General features: G+C 62.8%; 17 protein-coding genes. 8 read left to right on the top strand and 9 right to left on the bottom strand.

Annotated elements, in window-relative coordinates:
• Positions 1–80: 80 nt before the first annotated feature.
• Both GT748_RS08050 and GT748_RS08045 read right to left on the bottom strand, forming a co-directional pair.
• Positions 81–1,559, bottom strand: coding sequence for a PH domain-containing protein (locus tag GT748_RS08050; RefSeq protein WP_044992905.1), 1,479 nt, complete (start codon positions 1,557–1,559; stop codon positions 81–83).
• Positions 1,556–2,065: a PH domain-containing protein gene (locus tag GT748_RS08045; protein WP_021660045.1), complete on the bottom strand. Its 510-nt coding sequence runs from the start codon at positions 2,063–2,065 to the stop codon at positions 1,556–1,558. The genes GT748_RS08050 and GT748_RS08045 overlap by 4 nt, the downstream gene beginning before the upstream one ends.
• 324 nt (positions 2,066–2,389) lie before the next feature.
• Between GT748_RS08045 and GT748_RS08040 the strand changes: the two genes are divergently transcribed.
• From GT748_RS08040 to GT748_RS15775, 7 genes are all read left to right on the top strand, one after another.
• Positions 2,390–3,220: a phosphate ABC transporter substrate-binding protein gene (locus GT748_RS08040; protein WP_021660043.1), complete on the top strand. Its 831-nt coding sequence runs from the start codon at positions 2,390–2,392 to the stop codon at positions 3,218–3,220.
• 162 nt (positions 3,221–3,382) lie between these two features.
• Entirely contained in the window at positions 3,383–4,324 is a 942-nt protein-coding gene (gene pstC / locus GT748_RS08035) for a phosphate ABC transporter permease subunit PstC (protein WP_192926607.1), read from the top strand.
• Entirely contained in the window at positions 4,321–5,187 is an 867-nt protein-coding gene (gene pstA / locus GT748_RS08030; RefSeq protein WP_021660041.1) for a phosphate ABC transporter permease PstA, read from the top strand. Before pstC ends, pstA begins: the two co-directional genes overlap by 4 nt.
• A gap of 78 nt (positions 5,188–5,265) precedes the next feature.
• On the top strand, positions 5,266–6,048 hold the full coding sequence (gene pstB / locus GT748_RS08025) for a phosphate ABC transporter ATP-binding protein PstB (RefSeq protein WP_021660040.1): 783 nt from the start codon (positions 5,266–5,268) through the stop codon (positions 6,046–6,048).
• Positions 6,049–6,127: 79 nt separating this feature from the next.
• Positions 6,128–6,805 (top strand): phosphate signaling complex protein PhoU, encoded by a 678-nt coding sequence (gene phoU, locus GT748_RS08020; protein WP_161213502.1) that lies wholly within the window; start codon positions 6,128–6,130, stop codon positions 6,803–6,805.
• Positions 6,806–6,845: 40 nt separating this feature from the next.
• Positions 6,846–7,547 (top strand): response regulator transcription factor, encoded by a 702-nt coding sequence (locus tag GT748_RS08015; protein ID WP_438819068.1) that lies wholly within the window; start codon positions 6,846–6,848, stop codon positions 7,545–7,547.
• A 42-nt stretch (positions 7,548–7,589) separates the two neighbouring features.
• A complete protein-coding gene (locus GT748_RS15775; protein WP_021660037.1) occupies positions 7,590–9,329 on the top strand; it encodes a HAMP domain-containing sensor histidine kinase in 1,740 nt (579 codons plus the stop codon).
• A 345-nt stretch (positions 9,330–9,674) separates the two neighbouring features.
• Here GT748_RS15775 and GT748_RS08005 read toward each other — a convergent pair whose 3' ends face one another.
• Positions 9,675–11,153 carry a cation:proton antiporter domain-containing protein gene (locus GT748_RS08005; protein ID WP_021660036.1) on the bottom strand — a complete coding sequence of 493 codons (1,479 nt, stop codon included), beginning with the start codon at positions 11,151–11,153 and terminating at the stop codon, positions 9,675–9,677.
• 279 nt (positions 11,154–11,432) lie between these two features.
• On the opposite strand from GT748_RS08005, the gene GT748_RS08000 reads away from it, so the two are divergent.
• On the top strand, positions 11,433–12,377 hold the full coding sequence (locus GT748_RS08000) for a LysR family transcriptional regulator (protein ID WP_044992904.1): 945 nt from the start codon (positions 11,433–11,435) through the stop codon (positions 12,375–12,377).
• Positions 12,378–12,437: 60 nt separating this feature from the next.
• On the opposite strand, the gene GT748_RS07995 is transcribed toward GT748_RS08000, so the two are convergent.
• From GT748_RS07995 to GT748_RS07970, 6 genes are all read right to left on the bottom strand, one after another.
• The gene (locus GT748_RS07995) at positions 12,438–14,138 is read right to left on the bottom strand and encodes a glycoside hydrolase family 13 protein (protein WP_021660034.1); all 1,701 of its coding nucleotides are present in this window, start codon (positions 14,136–14,138) and stop codon (positions 12,438–12,440) included.
• 141 nt (positions 14,139–14,279) lie between these two features.
• On the bottom strand, positions 14,280–16,442 hold the full coding sequence (locus GT748_RS07990; protein ID WP_021660033.1) for a Tex family protein: 2,163 nt from the start codon (positions 16,440–16,442) through the stop codon (positions 14,280–14,282).
• A gap of 141 nt (positions 16,443–16,583) precedes the next feature.
• Entirely contained in the window at positions 16,584–17,978 is a 1,395-nt protein-coding gene (locus GT748_RS07985) for a DUF4340 domain-containing protein (protein WP_021660031.1), read from the bottom strand.
• A complete protein-coding gene (locus GT748_RS07980; protein WP_021660030.1) occupies positions 17,979–19,445 on the bottom strand; it encodes a GldG family protein in 1,467 nt (488 codons plus the stop codon).
• A 15-nt stretch (positions 19,446–19,460) separates the two neighbouring features.
• A complete protein-coding gene (locus GT748_RS07975; protein ID WP_021660029.1) occupies positions 19,461–20,168 on the bottom strand; it encodes an ABC transporter permease in 708 nt (235 codons plus the stop codon).
• A complete protein-coding gene (locus GT748_RS07970) occupies positions 20,168–21,193 on the bottom strand; it encodes an ABC transporter ATP-binding protein (protein WP_073261035.1) in 1,026 nt (341 codons plus the stop codon). Before GT748_RS07970 ends, GT748_RS07975 begins: the two co-directional genes overlap by 1 nt.
• Positions 21,194–21,877 lie beyond the last annotated feature (684 nt).

The raw sequence follows: 21,877 nt of genomic DNA, 5'->3' as shown, positions 1-21,877 counted from the left end.
GTGAAGCTGCAAAGCAGTCCTATGGGTAATATAAAATTCAACAATTCCACAGAGTTATAAACATTGGGGAATACAAGAACTTAATTATACTTTGCGAAGAGATGGGAAGGACTGAAGGAGTGGCTCTTTTCGGGGTTTAGACCGAAGAGGGCGCAGACCTGGCGGCGGGGAAGGTTTTTCAGGTGGTGGCGGGTGACCCCCTCGCCGTAGGTGTAGAGGAAGAGGTCGCAGGCGTCGTCCCCCATCTGCAGGATGCTCTGCCGGCAGCAGACATCGCAAATTTTGTCCCGGTGGACCACCACGGTGTGGAGGGTGAACCCCTGGGAGTAGCGCAGGGTGTAGTAGCCATTTTTTTCGGAGATGCCGGTGGTGCAGAAGTCGCAGATGCGCACCCCCAAAAACCAGAAGATGGGCACCAGGGACATGAGAGAGACAAAGGAGATCAGGTCGTGCCAACTGGGCAGCAGCCAGCCGGTCACAAAGTAAAAGACTGGCACCGCCACCAAAAAGCCCAGGGGATCGATGATGAATTTGAAGATGGAGAGCAAGTTGGGCTTGATGGTGCGGGGGGTGACCACAAATTCGGGCACCAGCCGTTCCAGATAGCCGAAGAGGGTGCTCTTGCGCGCCGAGGGGATGAGTACCGGCAGCAGCCCGTCGTTCTTGCCGTAGCCCGCGCACTTGATGTAGACCGAATAGAATTGGGCAATGCGGGTGAAGAGGGTTTGGCGGATGTCGATGAAGTGGATCTTGTCAAAGGCGACCGTGTACTCTCTTCCCACCAGCACCCCGCCGGTGATAAAGAGCCGGTGCTGGGAGCGGGTGATGCAGAAGTTGTAGTAGCGGGTCAGGTTTCGCAGGAAGCTGACCCCCCAGCCGATGGCCAGCAGGGTGGCGATGAAGAGCGCCACCGGGGGGATGCCCACCGCCACCAACTGGGCCACATGGGCCAGGGTGCCGTAGAGCACGTCGGCGATCTGCTGGCCGAGGATGTCGCCCAACTTGGAGATGAAGGTGGAGCAGAACAGCACCCCGGCGAAGTAGTTGGTGGTGATGAGGGAGAGGATGACCACGTAGAAGTTGCGGCACATGAAAATCTGCCGGTGGCTCACATCCTCCAACCGCTGGCGGACGCCGGTCGCCCCCAACAGCTCCACAGCGGCCCGCTTTTTGAGGGTGAGGGTGGCGTCGTGGGAGCGGGCGGAACCGGCGTCGGTGTCCAGCCGCAGGGTGACCGCACCAAAGGGCTTATACCAAAAGGGCTCCTCCAGGTAGAGAGAGGTCAGCCGGGAAAAGGGGAGGGAGACGGTGTGTTTGGCGAAGATCCCCTCGCTGATGTGGATGGCCTCAGGGGTGAAGTAGTAGTAGATGCAGTACCAGCGCAGTACCGCCATCCCGATGATGGCGCAGAGGGCCAGGATGTCCACCCAGGCGCCCGACAGCCACTCGGAGAAGGAGGCGCCAAAGGAGAGGGCGCCGCGGGCCAGGGGGATGATGAGGAGGAAGAGGAAGCTGCCCATGTTTTGAAAGACGGTGATGGGGTGGGTATGGTGTTTCAAATCGCTCCCCCCTTGCCCCCGGCCAGGCCGCCGCTTCCCTCGCCAGGGGCGGGGGAGAGGAGGCTGGCCAGCATGGCCGCCTTGGCCGAGGGGATGTTGCAGACATAGGTGCGGGTGCCGGCGGTGCAGACGCAGAGGGTGGACACCCCGAAGAGGTATTGCAGGGGGGAGCGGGTCACCGACACCAGCTGGATGAGGGGGAGGCGGATGTGGTGAAAGCGGGTGTAGATCACCCCGCTGGCCACATAGAGGGAGTCCCCCTCCAACTTGTAGCGGTGCTTCCAGTACTTGATGGGAAAATAGAGCAGCCACAGCAGGGCAAAGGAGACCGCCCAGACCCAGACAGCGACGCGGTAGAGCAGGCCGTCCGGCGAGAGGAAGAGGTGCACCAGCACCATATAGACAAAGCCCAGCAGCAGGATGCGGATGTAGTAGATGAGCAGGGAGGAGAGGGACGGGCGCTCGTAGCCCGAGGGGATCCTCTCTTTGGGGGGCGTTTTCTTCACGGGGCACCTCTTTTCCAGCGGCGGCGACGCCGTTTTATATTGTATTAGTTTACCACATTTTTTCCTCTTTATCAAAGCGAAGGGGGGCGAGACCCGCCGGAAAAGGGGGCCCTTTTTCCCTGTTCGGCGGGGCTTGGCGGGGGGATGGGAATGGCGCCTGTCAAGGCGGGGTAAACTGGCGGTGACGGGGGGCGTGCAGGATAGCTGCTTTACCCGGCTTTTACAAACCCTTTACCCAAACGGGGTGTTGGCCGCCCCCCCGCCGCTCTACAATAGAGCCATGGAAAGAAACCAGATATGACGTGAGAAGTGAGGAGAGAGACCATGAAAAAAATCATTGCGCTGTTGGCGGTGGCCGCCATCGCCCTGACCGCTTTTGCCGGGTGCGGCAGCGACGCCGGAGACCAGGGCGGCAGCTCTGCGGACGGCACCCCCAAGACCATCAAGATGTCCGGCTCCACCTCGATGGAGGAATTGGCCAAGGGCTTTTCGGAGGCCTACGGCGAGAAGACCGGCGCCACCATCACCGTTGAGGTGGGCGGTTCCTCCGTCGGCTTTAAGAATGTGGCGGAGGGCGTTTCCGACATCGGCAACGTCTCCCGCGACCTCAAGGACGACGAGAAGGCCAAGGGCCTGACCGAGACGGTGGTGGCCATCGACGGCATCGCCGTCATCGCCAACGCCCAGAACAAGGTCGAGGACCTGAGCGCCGACCAGCTGAAAAAAATCTTTACCGGCGAGATCACCAACTGGAAAGAGGTGGGCGGCGAGGACGCGGCCATCGTGGTGATGGGCCGTGAGGCCGGTTCCGGCACCCGGGGCGCCTTTGAAGAGCTGCTGGGCATTGAAGACGCCTGCAAGTACGCCGAGGAGCTCAACGAGACCGGCGCGGTCAAAACCAAGGTGTCCTCCACCGCCGGCGCCATCGGCTATGTGTCCATGTCCGCCCTGGACAGCACCGTCAAAGGGCTGAGAATCGACGGGGTCGAGCCCACCGAAGAAAATGCCAAGTCGGGCAGCTACTCCCTCAAGCGCCCCTTCGTGATGGTGTCCAGCCCCAACGCCTCGCAGGCCACCAAAGACTTTTTGGCCTGGGCCGTCAGCGATGAGGGCCAGGAGATCGTCACCCATCTGAAGCTGATCTCCATCAAGTAAGATCCCCCAAACCAGTTCAAAGGTTCAATAGCCACGACCCCATAGCCCCTCCAAATGCAGAATGCGGACTCGCCCGGCAACCACCCGCGGCACAGAGGTCCGTATTTTGCGGTTGAAAGGGAAAGGGGCGGCGACACGTGAGACGGCAAAGGAGAACGAGCGATGGCGAGCGCAAAGACCAGTCGGCCGGAAGGGGCGTCGGCCCCCCTGACCGGACGCAGGGCAATCAGACAGCGGGCAACCGAATCGCTGATGAGCGGCATCTTTACAGTGTGCGGCTGCCTGTCGGTGGTGGCGGTGGTCCTGATCACCGTCTACATGGTGGCGCTGGGGGCCCCCGGCATCGGCAAGATCGGGGTGGGCGAGTTCCTCTTCGGCACCGAGTGGTTCCCCACCGCCACCACCAAAGACCCCTCTTTCGGCATCCTCCCCATGATCCTCTCCTCTATACTGGCGACCGGGGGGGCGGTGCTCATCGGGGTGCCCATCGGGCTGTTCACCGCCATCTACCTGGCGGAATTCGCCCGGGGAAAAACAGCCTCGGTGCTGCGGGCCATGGTGAGTTTGCTGGCCGGCATCCCCTCGGTGGTCTACGGCCTGGTGGGGATGATCGTGGTGGTGCCGGCGGTGGCCAAGGTGTTCGGGCTGCCCTCCGGCTCCTCCCTCTTCTCGGCCATCCTGGTGCTGGCGGTCATGATCCTGCCCACCATCGTCTCCATCAGCGAAAACGCCCTGCGCGCCGTCCCCAAGGAGTACCGGGAGGCCTCCCTCGCCATGGGCACCACCCGGGTGCGCACCATCTTCAAGGTGGTGCTGCCGGCGGCCAAATCGGGGGTCGCGGCGGGGGTCGTCCTGGGCATTGGCCGGGCGGTGGGGGAGACCATGGCGGTGATCATGGTGGCGGGAAACGCCGTCAACATGCCCGCCCTCTTTCAGAGCGTGCGGCTGCTGACCACCGGCATCGCCATGGAGATGGGGTACGCCGACGCCCTGCACCGGGAGGCGCTCTTCGGCATTGGGCTGGTGCTGTTTGTCTTTATTATGGCAATCAACATTGTCCTTAACCGCATCATCAAATCAGACAGCAAGGAGGAGCGGCGATGAGAGACCTGACCAGGCGCCGGCACCGCGTCGGCGAACACCTCCTCCAGGGGGTCATCTACCTTTGTGCCTTCTCCACCGTGGCCCTGGTGGTGGCAATGGTGGGCTACATCTTCGCGCGGGGGCTCCCCTCCATCAGCTGGGAATTTCTCACCTCCTCCCCCAGCGTCCTCAAGGGGACCATCGGCATCCTCCCCAACATCGTCAACACCCTGCTGATGATCGCCACCAGCCTGCTTTTCTCTGTTCCGGTGGGCATCGGCGCGGCCATCTACCTCAACGAATACGCCCGGGGCGGCCGGGTGGTGCGCCTCATCGAGTTCACGGTGGAGACCCTGGCCGGCATCCCCTCCATCATCTACGGCCTCTTTGGCCTGATGTTCTTTGTCACGGTGCTCAAACTGCAGACCTCCATCATCGCTGGCTCCCTCACCCTGATGATCATGCTGCTGCCCACCGTCATCCGCACCACGCAGGAGGCGCTCAAGGCGGTGCCCGACAGCTTTCGCGAGGGGGCCATCGGTCTGGGGGCCACCAAGTGGCACACCATCAAAACGGTTTTGTTGCCTACGGCCAAGGCCGGCATCATCAGCTCCATCATCCTGAGTGTGGGGCGGATCGTGGGGGAGTCGGCGGCCCTGATCTTCACTGCCGGCATCGGCGACAAGCTCACCGGCGGGCTCTTCAGCCAGTTGGCCTCCTCCGGAGGCACCCTCACCGTGGCCCTTTACACCTACGCCATGGGGCGGGGGGAGAGCGCCGACCTGGCCTTTGCCATCGCCTCCATCCTGGTTTTGCTGGTGCTTGCCATCAACGCCCTCACCATGGCTTTGGGCGGCGCGGGCAGGCGGGAGAAGAAGGGTTGACGGGAGCGGCCCCGCTGGGGGGCAAAGCGAAGTTTGGCCAGCCGGGGCGTCCGGCAGACGAGAAAGGCGGGAAACAACATGAGCAATGAGGCAGCGCGCACCGGCGAGCTGGGCGGTATTTCGGTCAGGGACCTAAACCTCTACTACGGGGAGAGCCAGGCCCTGAAAAACGTGAATATGGACATCTACCCCAACGAGATCACCGCCTTTATCGGCCCCTCCGGCTGCGGCAAATCGACCTTTTTAAAGACCCTCAACCGGATGAACGACCTGGTGGACGGGGTGAAGATCACCGGCGAGGTGTGCATCGGCGGGCAGAACATCTACGACCCCCGGGTGGATGTGACCCTGTTGCGCAAGGCGGTGGGGATGGTCTTTCAAAAACCCAACCCCTTTCCCATGAGCATCTACGACAACATCGCCTACGGCCCCCGCTGTCACGGGATCAAGGGCCGCCGCCAGCTCGACGCCATTGTGGAGGAGAGCCTGCGGGGGGCGGCCCTCTGGGAAGAGGTGAAGGACCGGGTCAAAAAGTCGGCCATGGGGCTCTCGGGCGGGCAGCAGCAGCGGCTGTGCATCGCCCGCGCCCTAGCGGTGCAGCCCGACATCCTGCTGATGGATGAGCCCACCTCGGCTCTCGACCCCATCTCCACCATGAAGATCGAGGAGCTGATGAGCAGCCTCAAAGAGCGGTATACGGTGGTGATCGTCACCCACAACATGCAGCAGGCCAGCCGCATCTCCGACCGCACCGCCTTCTTCCTGCTGGGGGAGATGGTGGAGTACGGCGAGACCGAGCAGATTTTTTCCATGCCGCGGGACAAAAAAACCGAGGAGTACATCACCGGCCGCTTTGGATGATGGCCGCGCCCCAAAATGTGGCCGCAGCGATTGCGGTGAAAGGCCCGTTTCGGTATACTGAGAAGGAGGAGAGCCCAGAGTGACGACGCGAAGCAATTTTGACAGACAGCTGGAAGCCCTGCACCTGGATCTGGTGCAGATGGGCGGGATGGTGCAGAAGGCCATCGAGGAGGGGATCCGCGCCCTCATGGAGCGAGACGGCGACCTGGCAGAGCGGGTGGTGGCCGGAGACAAGGCCATCGACGACATGGAACAGCAGATCGAGCGGACCTGTCTGCGGCTGCTGATGCGCCAGCAGCCGGTGGCGCGGGACTTTCGCAGCGTCTTTGCGGCCCTCAAGATGATCACCGACCTGGAGCGGATCGCCGACCAGGCGGCGGACATCGCCAACTTGAGCCACCGCTTTACCGGTCAGGAGCTGATTGGGATGGTGGGGCACATCCCCGCCATGGAGCGGGTGGCCCGGGAGATGGTGGAGAGCAGCATCTCCGCCTTTGTCCGCCAGGACCTGGCCGCCGCCCAGGCCACCATCCGGCGGGACGACGAGATGGACGCCCTCTTCGGCCGGGTGAAGGACGAGCTCATCGAGCTGTTGCGCAGCGGCGCCGCCGGCGAGGCGGCCGACCAGGCCATCGACGTGCTGATGGTGGCCAAATATATGGAGCGCATCGGCGACCACGCGGTCAACGTCTGCGAGTGGGTCGAGTACCTGGTCATCGGCGTTCACCAGTCCGAAGAGCTGAACGAAGAGAGGTAGCGCGCCCGGCCACGGGTGCGAAGGGGAAAGGAGAGGCCTGATTTTGAAACAGCGCATCTACATTGCGGAGGACGACGGCGGCATTCGCGAACTGATCCGGTGCACCCTGGAGAGCTTTGGCTTTGACGCCTTTGAATTCCCCGACGGCGAGGCCCTTTTAAATCAGATCCAGCGGGAGGGGACCGTCCCCGACCTGGTCATCCTCGACATCATGATGCCGGTCAAAGACGGGCTGGAGACCCTGAAGGAGTTGCGGGAGCACGGCCTCACCGCCCGGGTGCCGGTGATTTTGGTGACCGCCAAGGACGCCGAGATCGACAAGGTGCGGGGGCTGGATCTGGGGGCCGACGACTACATCACCAAGCCCTTCGGCATCCTCGAGCTCTCCTCCCGGGTAAAGGCCGTCCTCCGCCGCAGCGGCGGGACCCAAGAGGGGCCGGAGGTGCTCTCTGCGGCGGACCTGCGGCTGGACACCGGCCGGGTGGAGGTGCGCCAGGGAGAGCGGGAGGTGGAACTCACCAACAAGGAGTTCAAGCTCCTGGCCCTGCTGATGAAAAACGCCGGTATCGCCCTTCCCCGGGAGGAGATCCTCAACCGGGTCTGGGGGTACGACTATATCGGCGAGACCCGCACCCTGGACATGCACATCCGCTCCCTGCGCCAAAAGCTGGGGGACACGGCGGAAAACCCCAAGTACATCAAGACGGTCCGCTCGGTGGGCTACAAGTTCATTGCCGAATAGGGCCTGCAATCGAGAGAGACGGCGAGAGGGAGAGGAAAGCCGATGAAAAAAGAAATCTTTCGCAAGACCCTCCTCCTCTGCACGGTGGCCATCCTCCTCTGCTCAGCGGTGTCGGTGGCGATTTTGCAGCGGGAGAGAAAGGACGAGCAGGTGGCCTCGGTGGTCAGCGGACTGCGGGCGCTCTCCGAAAACGCCCAGGGGCAGACCTCCACCGAGGACTTCAACCGGGCGGCGAGGACCTTTTCCAGCAACTACGACGGCGCCCGGCTGACCATTGTCGACCAGAGCGGCCGGGTGGTGGGGGACTCCCACGAGGACCCGGCCACCATGGAAAACCACGGTGACCGCGAGGAGATCGCCGAGGCAAAAGAGAGCGGCGTCGGCGTCTCCGAGCGCTGGTCGGACACCCTGAAGGGCCGTTTGCGCTATGTGGCGGTCCAGGCGGACAACGGCTATATCTACCGCGCCTCGGTGCGGGTGAGAAGTCTCAACCAGGCCTTTGTGAGCATCCTCCCGGCGGCGATCATCAGCATCCTCGCCGCCGTCCTCTTCTCCGCCCTGGGGGCCAAGTTGGTGGCCAAGAAGATCGCCCGCCCGGTGGAGGAGATCGTGGAGGGGCTGCAAAACATCGACAACGGCGATTACAGCCGTCTCCCCCTGCCCGACTGCGACGAGCTGGCCTCCCTGGTGGTCAGCATCAACACCCTTTCGGAAAACATCGACCACACCCTGAAAGACCTGCGGGGGGAGCGGCAGAAGACCCTCTTTTTGCTGGACAATGTGCAGGAGGGGCTGCTGGCCCTGGACAAAGACACCCGGGTCATTACCGTCAACCGGGCGGCAGCCGCCTTTTTGCAGGTGCCGCCGGGCCGGGTGGCGGGGCAGACCATCTCCCACCTGACCACCAACAAGGCCCTCATCGACGCGGTGTTGGCAGCGGTGGAGGGACCCGAATCCCTCGGCTCTGCCTTTGACCTGGACGACCGAGAGGGGGAAAAAGCCCTGCTCTGCAGCGTCCTCCCGGTGCAGGCGGATTGGATCGAGGGGGAACGGGGGGCCATTGTGGTGCTGCGGGACGTGACCGAGGAGCGCCGCCGCCAGCAGATGCGCAGCGAGTTCTTCCAAAACGCCTCCCACGAGCTCAAGACCCCCATCACCTCCATCGGCGGGTTCGCCCAGCTGCTGCAGAGCGGGATGGTCACCGAGGAGGAGACCCGGCAGCGCTATCTCCACAACATCGAAAAGGAGACCGGGCGGATGGCCGAGCTCATCGGCGACATCCTCAAAATCTCCCGCTACGAGGAGGGGGAGGTGCCCCGCAACGAACAGGTGGACCTGGCGGCGCTGGCCGGCGAGGTGATGGAGCGGCTGCAGCCGGTGGCCGACCGGCAGGGCATTTCCCTGGAAATGGAGAGTCGGGGCGGCGACCTGCGGCTCTGGGGCTCCAAAAAGGACATGGAGGACCTGATCGGCAACCTCTGCGACAATGCCGTCAAGTACAACCGCCCCGGTGGCTCGGTGCGGGTGCTGCTCACCGCCCTGCCCGAAGAGGTGCAGATCGCGGTGGAGGACACCGGCGTCGGTATCCCCGCCGCCCACCTGAGCCGGGTGTTCGAGCGGTTCTACCGGGTGGAGAAGGACCGGAACAAAAAGGTGGGGGGGACCGGCCTGGGGCTGGCCATCGTCAAGCACATCTGCGCCCTCTACGGCGGCCGGGTGGACATCCAGAGCGCCGAGGGCAAGGGGACAGCTGTCACTGCGGTCCTCCGGCGGGAGCGGTAAATAGAGGCCGTTGTCTCGATGCCTTGTTTCAAGAAAATCGGCAGGGGCGGCAAAAGCTGCTTGCATGCCCAGATGGTGTGACCCGACACGGCACTTTCCCATCGCGGTGCTCTGCTGCGCGGAGGTCTTCCTGGAGCGGTTTCATTTTGACCGCCAGGGGGTATCAAGACGGGGCGTCGAAGGGGAGGACCTCTTTGCCGGCAATCGATAAAAAACAGGGGGCCAAAAGTCTCGCCGCAAGGCGGATTTTTGGCCCCCTGTCTTGGAGGAGGTCTGTTTTTTGCGGCGGGTGGCTGTGGCGCTGATTGCCGCAAAGCGCGGGTGTGTCGAGGGGCCCCTGCCCAATTAGGCGTGGGCGGGGGTCTTGCCCTTGGCCTTTTTCTTCTCCTTGCCGGCGGCCGGCTGCGAGTCGGCCGGGGATCCCACGCCATCGGCCAGGAGCAGCGGCTCCTCTCCCAGATGGGCGGCCTCCCACTGGAGCTGGGCCTTCAGCCGCAGAGCGGCGGCCTTTTCCTCCGCCCGCAGCCGGGCGGCCTCTGCCCGCTGGGCCCGCTTTTGCAGCCGGGCGGCCCGGCGCTGGGCCCAGGGACCGGCGGGCGCGGGTGCGCCCTCCTCCAGCGGGGTCTCCCCTTCGGGGATGGAGTGGCTCAGGTGCAGCGAGAGCTTGGCGCAGGCCGGGCCCACCATCTCGTACATCACCCCAGAGGAGAGGATGATGGTGGAGAGCATGGTGCCCATGTCGGGCGGCAGCATCCGCTGGCCGAGGACGGCCAGGCCGATGGAGACCCCCGCCTGGGGCACCAGGGCCAGCCCCAGGTATTTGCGGATGTCGTCGGAAGAGCGGCCGATCTTGGCGCCCAGCCAGGCGCCAAGGTACTTGCCGAAGATGCGGACAAAGAAGTAGACCACCCCGATCACCCCGGCGGTGGCCAGGGAGGGCACGTCGAGCCGCAGCCCGGAGAGGACGAAGAACATCAGCAGGATGGGCGGGGTGAAGCCGCCGACCTGTTTAAAGAGCTTTTTGCTGTGGCTGACGTTGACGTAGACCATCCCCATGGCCATGCAGGTCAGCAGGGGAGAGACCCCCAGCAGCATGCAGAGGCCGGAGAGCCCCAGGATAAACCCGGTCACCAGCACCAGCCGGTGGTAGTTGGAGCGCCGGTCACTGATGAAGATGTTGAGGATGAAGCCGCAGAGGGAGCCCATGGCGATGGCCACCAGGTTGAAGATGACCGGCAGGATCAGCACCGACCAGTCCAGGCTGCCCCCCTCCATGTTCTGGGCCAGGGCCGCGCAGATGCTGAAGGCGATGAGGGCCACCGCGTCGTCCAGGGCCACCACCTGTAAAATCATGTTGACGAATTCGCCCTTGGCCTTGTACTGCTTGATGGTCATGATGGTGGAGGCCGGCGCCGTGGCACAGCCGATGGCCCCCAGCAGCAGGGAGAAGGGGATGGACAGGTGAAAGAGGAAGATCATGGTCAGGGTGATGACCACCCCGGCGGTCAGGGATTCAAAGACGGTGACGATCAGCACCTGGGCGCCGCTCTTTTTCAGGGCGGCGAGCTTGAAGTAGCGCCCCACGTCAAAGGCGATGAAGGACAGGGCCACGTCGGTGACAAAATCCATCCGGGTGACCATCTCGGCGGGCACCACCCCCAACACATAGGGGCCCAACAGCACGCCGGCCAGGATGTAGCCGGTGACGTTGGGCAGGTGCAGCCGCTTGGTGAGCCGGGTAAAGGCAAAGCCGGCGAAGAGGATGACCGCCAAGGTCAGCACGATGGCGGCGGCGGGATTGGTTTGCAGCAGGTTTTCCAGCATGGGACACATCTCCTTTTATAAGAGGGTTGAGGGGTTTGTATAAAAGGCGCCAGAGAGGCGGCGATTAAAGCAGGGCAGACCGGGCACAGCGGCCCGGTCTGTTCATCGGCCCCAGCACAGGGCCCCAGAAGACAAAAACTTTACATGAATTTTACAATTCATCTCTGTACGTTGATTATATGTCAGAAGTGTGATAATATCAAATTATATTTTATACAGGTTATATAAATTCAATTGATAATAGATTGCTCAATTGTCAAAGAGAGGGGGACAACCGCCGTGCTCGACACCAAAATCATCACCCTGCTGCGGGTCATCGACGAGGGCAGCTACACCGCCGCCGCCAAAAAGCTGGCCCTGACCCAGCCGGCCGTCAGCCACCACATTCAGATGTTGGAACAGAAATACGGCATTCAAATCTTCTACAAAAACAAAAAAAAGCTGGTTTTGACGCCGGAAGGGCTGATTTTGGAGAAATACGCCCGCCGCGCCTGGGCTGTCTCCGCCGCAGCCGACCAGGCGCTCAAAGACAGCCGCAAAAACATCAAGCACCTGACCATCGCCATCACCCCCACCGTGGGGGAGAACCTGCTGCCCCAGGTCATCGCCACCTACTGCAACCGCCACCCCAACATGCACATTAATATCATTACCGACACCATAAATACAATTGATAATATGCTGCACACCTTTGCCGCCGACATCGCCATCATCGAGGGGGATATCTACGGCCCCTCCTTTGTGTCGGTGCTGCTGGACACCGACTACCTCTGCCTGGTGGTCTCCCCCCAGCACCGGTTTGCCCAGCGCAGCAGCGTCGGCCTGGAAGAGCTCAAGAGCGAGAAGTTCATCCTCCGCTCCCAGAGCGCCGGCACCCGCCGCCTCTTCGAGAGCTATCTCCAGGGCCACTTCGAGAGCATCCAAAACTTCAACGTCATCATCCAAATCGACAACGTCGCCACCATCAAAGAGCTGGTGGCCCTCAACCTGGGGGTCTCGGTCATCGGCCACAGCGCCTGTGTCGAGGAGGAGCGCACCGGACGGCTGGCGGTGGTCCCCATTGAGAACGCCAGCATGGCCCGCAAGATCAACATGGTGCACCGCAAGGAGTTCTCCCACACTGAGATACTGGAGGAGCTGCGCAGCATCTACAACGCCATCCAGGCCGGGCAGTCCGACCTGGCGGTGGGGCTGGAGGGTCTTCCCCCCGCCCCCCCGATGTAAATGAGAAAAGCCCCCCTCCCGCCGCGGCGGAAGGGGGGCTTTTGTGTGCGGAAAAGGGGCTTAGTCCTCTTTTACCAGGGTAAAGGACTCGTAGGGGCGCAGGGTGATGACCGGGGCGATCACCAGCCCGGGGTAGTTTTGCAGCAGCACCGAGGTGCGATCGCTCAAGAACTCCTCCGGCAGGTGAAACTCGATCTCCTCCCCGGTGAAGTTGGAGAGGCAGAAGAGGGCCTGATTTTCAAACCGGCGGATGTAGCCGAAGGTCTTGTCGCAGTCGGGGTGGTAGAGCTCCATGTCCCCATAGGCGATCACGTCCCACTGTTTGCGCTTGGCGATCAGCTCCCGGTAGAAGTTGAGGATCGAGTCCGGATCCCCTTCCTGGCTGGCCACGTTGATCTGCCGGTAGTTGTCGTTGACCTCGATCCAGGGGGTGCCGGCGGTGAAGCCGGCGTTCTCGCTGTCGTCCCACTGCATGGGGGTGCGGCCGTTGTCCCGCGCCCGGTCGCAGAAGACCTTCAGCAGAGCCTCGTCGCTCTCGCCGGCGGCCTTGCGCTCCTCGTAGGTGTTGAAGACCTCCACGTCCCGGAACTTCTCCACGCTGTCGTAGTGGACGTTAGTCATCCCGATCTCGTCGCCCTGGAAGATGTAGGGGGTGCCCTGCATCATGTAGAAGCAGTTGGCCAGCATCTTGGCCGATTCCTTCCAGTAGACCCCGTCGTCCCCAAAGCGGGAGACGGCCCGGGGCTGGTCGTGGTTGTCCATAAAGAGGGCCTGCCAGCCCTGGCCGTGCAGCCCCTGCTGCCACTCCAGCGCCGTCTTTTTAAAGAGGGGCAGGTCCAGCGGCTTGGGGGAGAACTTGTCAAATCCCTCCTGGTCGATGTTGAGCAGGTCGAAGAGGTAGAGCATGTTCAGCTCCCGCCGGTCGGGTCCGCAGTACTGGCGGGCGGTCTCCATGTCCACGTAGGCCACCTCGGCCACCGTCATCATCCCGTACTTGCCGAACACCCGCTCGTTCAGGTCGCGGAAGTGCTCGTTGACCCGGGGCTTGTTGGCGTAGTGCTGGTTGGCAAAACCGTACTTGCTGCCGGGCATCGGCTCCACGTCGGGGAAGTCCGGCTCCTTGTAGAGGTAGTTGATGGCGTCCAGCCGAAAGCCGTCCACTCCTCTGTCCACCCAGAACTTGAGGATGTCCACCACCTCGTCCACCACCTTGGGGTTCTCCCAGTTGAGGTCGGGCTGTTTGACGGCAAAGGTGTGCAGATAGTACTCGCCGGTGGGCTGGTTGTACTCCCAGATGCTGCCGCCGAAGACCGAGGCCCAGTTGGAGGGCTCGGCCCCGTTTTTCCCCTCCCGGAAGATGTAGTAGTCGTGGTAGGGGCTGTCCTTGGACTGGCGGGCCGCCTCGAACCAGGGGTGCTCGTCGCTGGTGTGGTTGCCCACAAAGTCCATCACAAAGCGCATCCCCCGGGCGTGGATGCCGTCCACCATCTCCTGCCACTGCTCCATGGTGCCAAAGGCCGGGTCGATGGCCCGGTAGTCGGCCACGTCGTAGCCGTTGTCCGCCTTGGGGCTCACAAAGTAGGGGCAGGACCAGACCACGTCCACCCCCAGGCTTTTGATGTAATCGAGTTTTTGGGAGATGCCCGCCAGATCGCCCTCGCCGTCTCCGTCCGAGTCGAAGAAGCTGCGGGGATAGATCTGGTAGACGGTGGCGCTGCGCCACCAGTCGGGGTCCTGCATCAGTCTCTTGTTGGTTTCCATTGGCTGTTCCTCCTAAAAAGAATAGACTCTCTTCAGGTGATGACAGAGGGGGCCTCTGCCTGCCCTAAATCTCTCTACCCCCATTAAACGGGAGTTTGCGCCGCCTGTCAAGCGCTTTGGGTGAATTTTCGACCCCTGCCGTCAGGGTTCCAGCATGGTCAGGGAGATCCGCCCCCGGCCGGTGTCCACCTCCAGCACCCAAACGGTGACCACGTCCCCCACCTTCACCACGTCCAGCGGGTGTTTGACAAACCGCTTGGAGAGGCGGGAGATGTGCACCAGCCCATCCTGGTGGACCCCAATGTCCACAAAGGCGCCGAAATCGACGATGTTGCGCACCGTGCCGGTGAGTTTCATCCCCGGCTTCAAGTCTTTGATGTCCATCAGATCCTGGCGCAAGACCGGCTGGGGCAGCTCGTCCCGGGGGTCCCGCCCCGGCTTTTGCAGCTCCTGGGCAATGTCCTTCAAGGTGTAGGACCCGGCGCCGGTGGCCGCTTCCAGCGCCTCCTCCGAAAAGGCGGCCAGCTTTTCCCCCAGCCCATCTAGACCGCCCCCTGCCAGGTCGGCCGGCTTGCAGCCGCAGAGGGCCAGCAGTTTCTTGGCGGCGGGGTAGCTCTCCGGGTGGACGGCGGTCTGGTCCAGCGGGTTTTTCCCGCCGGGGATGCGCAGAAATCCCGCCGCCTGCTTGTAGGCCTTGGGCCCCAGCTTGGGCACCGCCAGCAGGTCCCGCCGCTCGGCAAAGGGGCCCAGCTCCTCCCGTCGGGCGACGATGTTCTGGGCCACGGCGGCCGAGATGCCCGACACCTGTGCCAGCAGGGAGGGGGAGGCGGTGTTCAGGTCCACCCCCACGGTGTTGACACAGTCCTCCACCACCCCTTCCAGGGCCTGGCGCAGCTCCTTTTTGGGCATGTCGTGCTGGTACTGCCCCACGCCGATGGCCTCGGGGTCGATCTTCACCAGCTCGGCCAGCGGGTCCTGCAGCCGCCGGGCGATGGAGACGGCGCTGCGCAGGGAGACGTCGAACTGGGGGAATTCCTTTGCCGCCAGGGGGGAGGCCGAGTAGACCGAGGCCCCCGCCTCGCTCACCACCGCGTAGGAGACGTCCAGCCCGTTCTCCCGGATCAGGTCGGCCACAAAGACTTCCGACTCCTTGGAGGCGGTTCCGTTGCCGATGGAGATGACCTCCACCCCGTAGCGGCGGATGAGGCCCAGCAGGGTGCGGGCCGCCTCGGCCACCTTCTTCTGGGGCGGGGTGGGGTAGACCACCGCCGTCTCCAACACCTTGCCGGTGGCGTCCACCACCGCGATCTTGCAGCCGGTGCGGTAGGCCGGGTCCAACCCCAGCACCACTTTGCCCCGCACCGGGGGCTGCATCAGCAGTTGTTTCAGGTTGGCCCCAAAGACCCGGATGGCCCCCTGGCAGGCCGTCTCGGTGAGGGCGGCCCGCAGCTCCCTGAAGGCGGAGGGCAGGATCAGCCGGTCAAAGGCGTCCTCCCCGGCCCGGCGGAGAAGCTCGCCGTAGGGGTGGCGCTCCCCGGGGTATTTGCTATGGGCGATGGCCAGGGCCCGGTCCCGGTCGAAGTCCAGCGAGACCTTCAAAAACCCCTCCTTCTCGCCCCGGTCGATGGCCAGCACCCGGTGCCCCGCCACCGCGCGCACCGGCTCCCGGTAGGACAGGTAGTTTTTGTAGACGCTCTCGGCGCAGCCCTCCTTCCCCTCGCAGCAGAGGGAGGCCGCCGCGGTGAAAAACTGCCGCAGCCGACGGCGGATGGTCGGGTCGTCGGAAATCTCCTCCGCCAGGATGTCCATGGCCCCCTGCAGGGCCTCTTCGGGGGTGGTGAGCCCTTCCTCCCCGGTGCAGTAGACCCGCGCCTCTTCCAGGGCAGGGCCGCCGGGTCGGCCGTCTGGCCGCTTCCCGCTGCGCAGGGTGTCCGCCAGGGGGGCGAGCCCCCGCTCCTTGGCCATCGACGCGCGGGTCCTCCGCTTGGGCCGGTAGGGGCGGTAGAGGTCTTCCAACTCGGTGAGGGTGTTGGCCCCCTCCACCGCCCGGCGCAGTTCCCCGGTGAGGGACCCCGCCTTTTCAATGGAGGCCAGCACCTCCCCTTTGCGCTCCTCCAGCCCCCGCAGGTAGTGCAGCCGCTCGGCCAACTGGCGCAGCAGTTGGTCGTCCAGGTTCCCGGTCTGCTCCTTGCGGTAGCGGGCGATAAAGGGGATGGTGTTGCCGTCGTCGATGAGTTTGACGGCCGCCTCCACCTGTTTGGGGGCCACCGACAGCTCGGCGCCCAATCTCTGGTTGATGTCCATCTTCTCCCGTCCCTTCTCTCAGGCTATCTGTCCCGTGGCCCGCAAAAAAGGGGCGGCCGGCGGCAGAATGCCGAACAGCGGCCGCCCCTTTGTCAGGGCTTGTGGGGAATGTGCTCCGGCAGGGTCGCCGGAAGGGGGTCTCTAGTAGGAGGCGGTGACCGCCTCGCCGGCAATCAGGGCCTTGACCCCGTTTTTCATGGCGTCGCCGGCGGCCTTGCGGACCGCGTACTGGGCGCTGCCGTCCACCCGCACTGCCAGGCGCCGGTTTTCGTAGCTGCACAGCTCCACCCGGCGGGTGCTGCCGTCTTTCAGGTGGAAGATGATCTGCACCTCTGTCTCGCCGATGCGGTCGGGCGCGTCGGCGGTGTACTCGCTGCGCAGGCTGCAAAAGAGCTTGTAGGCGTCTTTAAAGGAGGCGGCGTTCAGCTCCTTCCCCCCGTAGGTGGCCTTGCTTTGGGCCGCGTCGGCAATGTCAAAGCGGTAGCTCTCCCCGTCAAAGGCGACCTCCACCGCCGACACCTGGCTCATGGCCGGGGCGCAGAGGGCCTTGGTGGCCATCTGATAGGGGGTGCAGTCCAGCCAGGTGACCACGTAGTCGGCCATCCGGTAGATCACCGGGATGCCCTCCTTCATGGCGTAGTAGCCGTCGCCGTTTTTCTTGCCGATGAGGATGCGGGTGAAGTCCTCGCCCTCCCCCAGCTCGATGGTGGAGAGGGGCTCGTCCAGCCCGGCGTCGGCCAGCTGCCCTTCGGTGGGGTTCAGGATTTTGGCCGAAGAGGCCTGGATCCGCATCAAATCGGCAAAGGTCTCGTGAAAGTACTCCGGGTCCACGTAGGCGGTGACCGGCGAGGTCATCTGGTACTTATAGTAGGTGCCGTAGCCGTCGATGACGTTCTGGTCGCCGATGTTGTCCACCGCAAAGGCACCGTTTTTGTTGGTGAAGCGGAAGCTGGTGACGTTGTCGCTGGAGGTGTCGTCAAAGGGGGAGAGGTAGAGGTCGGCAAAGTCCAGGACCGACCCGGTCAAAAAGGAGACCGGCGCCAGGCTGATGCCGTAGATGGTGTTTTCCCCTTTGAGTTTGAAGTAGTAGCCGTTGTTCCCGGTGTAGGGATCGCCGAACTCCAACTCCAGCTTGCCGCCGTCGGTGTATTCGATGGTGGCAAAGGCGGTGGGCTCGTCCAGCCCGAACTCGGCGGCCTTCTCCAGGTCTTCGGCCACCAGGGTCTCGGCCGAGAGCTCCGCCGCGTAGCGGGCGCAGTTGGTCAGGTCGGTCCGGTCGATGGGCACCCCGCTGTCCCGCAGCAGGGGAACGGTCCACTCCTCGGTGCCGGTGCGCTCAAAGGTGTAGCTGCCCAGCTCGTTTTCCACCGTGATCTTCTGCACCTGGTCGGGGGTGCGCTGGCTCAGGGGGATGGTGACCTTGCTCCCCTCCTCGTCGCCCCCTTTGGGCCAGAGGAGCAGGGCGCCCACCAGCACTGCCGCCAGCAGCACCACCCCGCCCAGGATCAGCAGGGTTTTCTTTTGGCGTCTGTTCATTTACAGGTGCCTCCTGCGAAGGAAGACAAAGGCGCCCACTGCCAGGCAGCCCACCGGCAGCACCCCGATGAAGAGGATGCGCATGAAGCTGGCCCCGTCCGAGGCGATGTCCAGGTATTTGGCCGCCATGTCCTTGGGGGCGATGATGACCTGGCTGTCCCGCCCGGTAAGGGTGCCGGTCAGCTCCACCAGGAAGTCGGCGTTGGCAAAGGCCGAGTTCTGGATGATTTCGCTGGCGCCGTAGTAGACGCTGCCGCAGGCCACCACGTTGGAGGTCTTTTGCTCGCCGCCCACCTCGACTTTGTTCTGGCCCAGCAGCATGATGGGCACGTAGCCGGTGACAAAGTCGGTGATCGAGGCGTTCTTGTCCGCGTCCGGCGGGATGATCCCCGAGTCGGCGGACATCCGGATCAGCATGGTGGTGGAGCGGCTGCCGCTGTTTTTAAAGGCGGCGGTCAGGGGCCGGCAGTAGGGGATATAGGGCACCTTGCCCTTGTTGAGGCAGTTCTCGGTGTAGACCGAGTCGCTGTTGAGGACGTTGACGGCGTTGAACTGGTCCTGAATGATGAAGTTGCTGCCGTTTTCAAAGGCCACGCCCGGCTCGACGATGATGCCCCACTCCTCCAAAAATGCCTCCAGGTTGGGCAGTTCGGGCTGGTCGTTGGCGGCAAAGTAGAAGACGGTCTTGCCGTACTGCCCGCCGTTTTGCAAAAAGGCGTCCAGCTTTTCGATCTCCTCCGGCGAGTAGTCGGTGGAGGGGCCGTAGATGATGACCGCGTCGGCCTCGGGGTCGATGGCCTCGGTGCCGATGTTCTGGCTCTTCACCGTGTAGTTGTTCTGCCCCAGCAGTTCGGTGACGCTGGCGGCGTCGTACTCGTTGTGCCCGGTGAGCAGCGAGACCTTGGTGGTGTTTTCGGAGGTGACCACCAGGATGGCCGAGGCCAGGGCGTTCTCCGCCTTGGAGGAGAGGATCCGCAGGTAGCTGTTGGCCACCACCTGGGTGTTGAACAGGTCCACCGAGCTGATCTGCATCTTCCGGTCGCCGCTGACCACCAACACGTCGTTTTGCTGCAAAGTCAGGTCGCTGAACTGCGACTGGAAGTTGGGGTCGCGCACCATGTTGACGTACTGCAGGGTGATTTGGTCGTTGGCGTTGGCAAAGTACTTAAAGACCTCGTTGGCCTGGGTGAAACTGGGGTCTTTGGCGGCCGAGTTGCCGGTGCCGCCGGCCACAAAGTTGGCCTCGTCGTTGAGCACGTAGATGGTCACCGGCTGGTCGAGGTTCGCCAGCAGCTCGTCCACCTCTTCGCTGATGTTGAAGGCGGAGGAGGCGGTGGTGTCCAGCCGCAGGGTGACGCGCTGGCTCAACAGGTTCACCGCCACGTTCACCGCAATGGCGATCACCAGTACGCCCAGGGTGAGCAGGGTGGCAAAGCTGCCGTATCGAAATTTCTTGCTTTTCTTCATTGGTTGCATCTCCTATCAGCTCCAGCGGCGCTTGTCGATAATCCGAATGGTGAAGAATATGAACAGGCCGGTCAGGGTCAGCATAAACAGCACCGACGGCAGGTCGATGAGGCCGATGGTGAAGTTGGCGTAGTACTGGGTGATGGAAAGGCCCAGCATGGCCTTGCTGATGGGGGTCACGGTGATCGCCTTGGCCAGGGTGTCGAAGTAGAGGATGTAGAAGAAGTTGAAAATAAAGCTGATGATGACCGCCACGATCTGGTTTTCCGTCAGGGCCGAGATGAAGCCGCCGATGGCGATCAGCGCCGCCCCCGCCAGGGCAAAGCCCAGGAAGGAGGTGAGGATGGTCCCCCACGGCACGGCCGAGTAGCCCGACATCACCAGGGCGTAGAGCAGGGTCACCACCCCGCCGCACATGTACATGCTGAAGGCCGAGAGGAACTTGCCCCCCACCAGTCCCCCCAGGGTCACAGGGGAGGTCAGCAGCAGCTGGTCGGTCTTCTGCTTTTTGTCCTCGCTGTACATCCGCATGGTGAGGATGGGCACAAGGACAAAGTTTGCGTTGAAGAGGTAGGTGAACAGCGAGTACATGCTGGTGGTCTTTTCGGCGATGTTGTTGCTGTAAAAGAGGAAGCCGGAAAAGGCGAAGAAGGCCGCCAGGTAGATGTAGCCGATGGTCGAGGTGAAATAGGCGCGGAACTCCCGCTTGAAAATCGCTTTCATTACTCCTCATCCCCTCCGTCTGTCTCTTTTTTCTTCCGGCCGAAGGAGAAGCGCCGCTTCTTGCCCTCGCTCTTCTCCTCTTTCGAGGTCTGGGCGTCGTCCTGGATCAGGTGCAGGAAGATGTCCTCCAGGGACATCTCGCTCCCCTTCAGGCCCAGCATCTGCCAGCCCTGTTTGCTCAGCAGGTCGAAGAGGCCGGCGCGCACGTCCTTGCCCTCCTCGGGCTCAATGGTGTACTCCACCGAGCCGTCGGTCTTTTCGCCCAGCGGCAGGACCCGGGCCACCCCGTCCATGGCGCTGACAGCGGCCACCACCTCGCTCTGGGGGCCGACGATCCGCGCCTGCAGCTTGGTGTTGCCCGCCAGGCTGCGGGAGAGGTTGTCCGGCGTGTCGTCAGCAACCAACTTGCCCTTGTTGATGACGATCACCCGTTCGCAGATGGCCTGCACCTCCGGCAGGATGTGGGAGGAGAGGATGACGGTGTGCTTTTTCCCCAGGTCCTTGATCAGGTTGCGAATGTCGATGATCTGCTGGGGGTCGAGGCCCACGGTGGGCTCGTCCAAAATCAGCACGTCGGGGGCCCCCACCAGGGCGCCGGCCACCCCCACGCGCTGCTTGTAGCCCTTGGAGAGGTTTTTGATCAGCCGCCCATAGACGTGCTCGATCTTCACCGTGCGGCAGATCTCCGCCAGGTGCTGCTCCCGGGGCAGGGTGCACTTTTTCAGCTCGTAGACAAAGCCCAGGTACTCCTTCACCGTCATGTCCAGGTAGAGCGGCGGCAGCTCGGGCAGATAGCCGATGTGCTTCTTCGCCTCCAGCGGCTCCTCCAGGATGTCGTGACCGTCGATGAGGACGGTCCCCGAGGTGGAGGAGAGGTAGCCGGTGATCATGTTCATGGTGGTGGATTTGCCGGCACCGTTGGGCCCCAAAAAGCCCAGGATCTCCCCCTTGTTGATGGTGAAGCTGATGTCGTCCACAGCGCGCTTGCTGCCGTACTGCTTCACGAGGTTTTTGACTTCTATCATCTTGATAACCGCGCCTTTCCTGGCCGGGCGGTCGCCCATCCGGCCGTATTGATAGAGTGGTTTGCGGCCCTGCCGCCGCCGGGGCGCATTGTCTCTGCCCGGCTGTACCAGCGGACCGGCCGGCGGGAAATGGCTCCCCGCCGCACCGAATACACTTTCTCATTATATACGAATTGCCCCCATTCGGCAATGAATTTGCCCCCATTCCTTTGTGAAAAGTGGGTGAAGCCCGCCGCCCTTTGTGCCAACATTTTTTGCAAAAGGGAAAAGAGGGTGTATATTTTTGGCTGCTCAGGGGCAGACTTTCCCCGTGTCACAGCGATCCGCATCGCCCGTTTGCACTTGTCTTCCTATTAAATGGGCCAAACGGGGTCGGGGCGACACCCTTCGACTGGACTCTACATCCGGTATAAATTGAAGGGGGAGATCGGGCTTCAACCTGTCAAAAAATACTCTAGGGACAAGTTGGAAAGTTTTTTTGAAAACTCTCGGAAAAGCGGTTGACAGGCGGTTGCATGCTGTGGTATTATACAAAAGCTGTCCGCGAGGGAAGCGCACGGGAGTGCAGTTTCCGAGGAGTGAGCCCCGAGATTTGAGCCGAGAGGGGAGAAAAAAGGGGTTGACAAAAAGAAGGCAGCGAGATATAATAAAAGGCACGGCGAGATGCCGAACGGACCTTGAAAA

The organism is Bittarella massiliensis (ex Durand et al. 2017), assembly GCF_009876955.1.
Classification (GTDB): domain Bacteria; phylum Bacillota; class Clostridia; order Oscillospirales; family Ruminococcaceae; genus Bittarella; species Bittarella massiliensis.
This window is presented reverse-complemented; position numbering and strand designations above follow the sequence as displayed.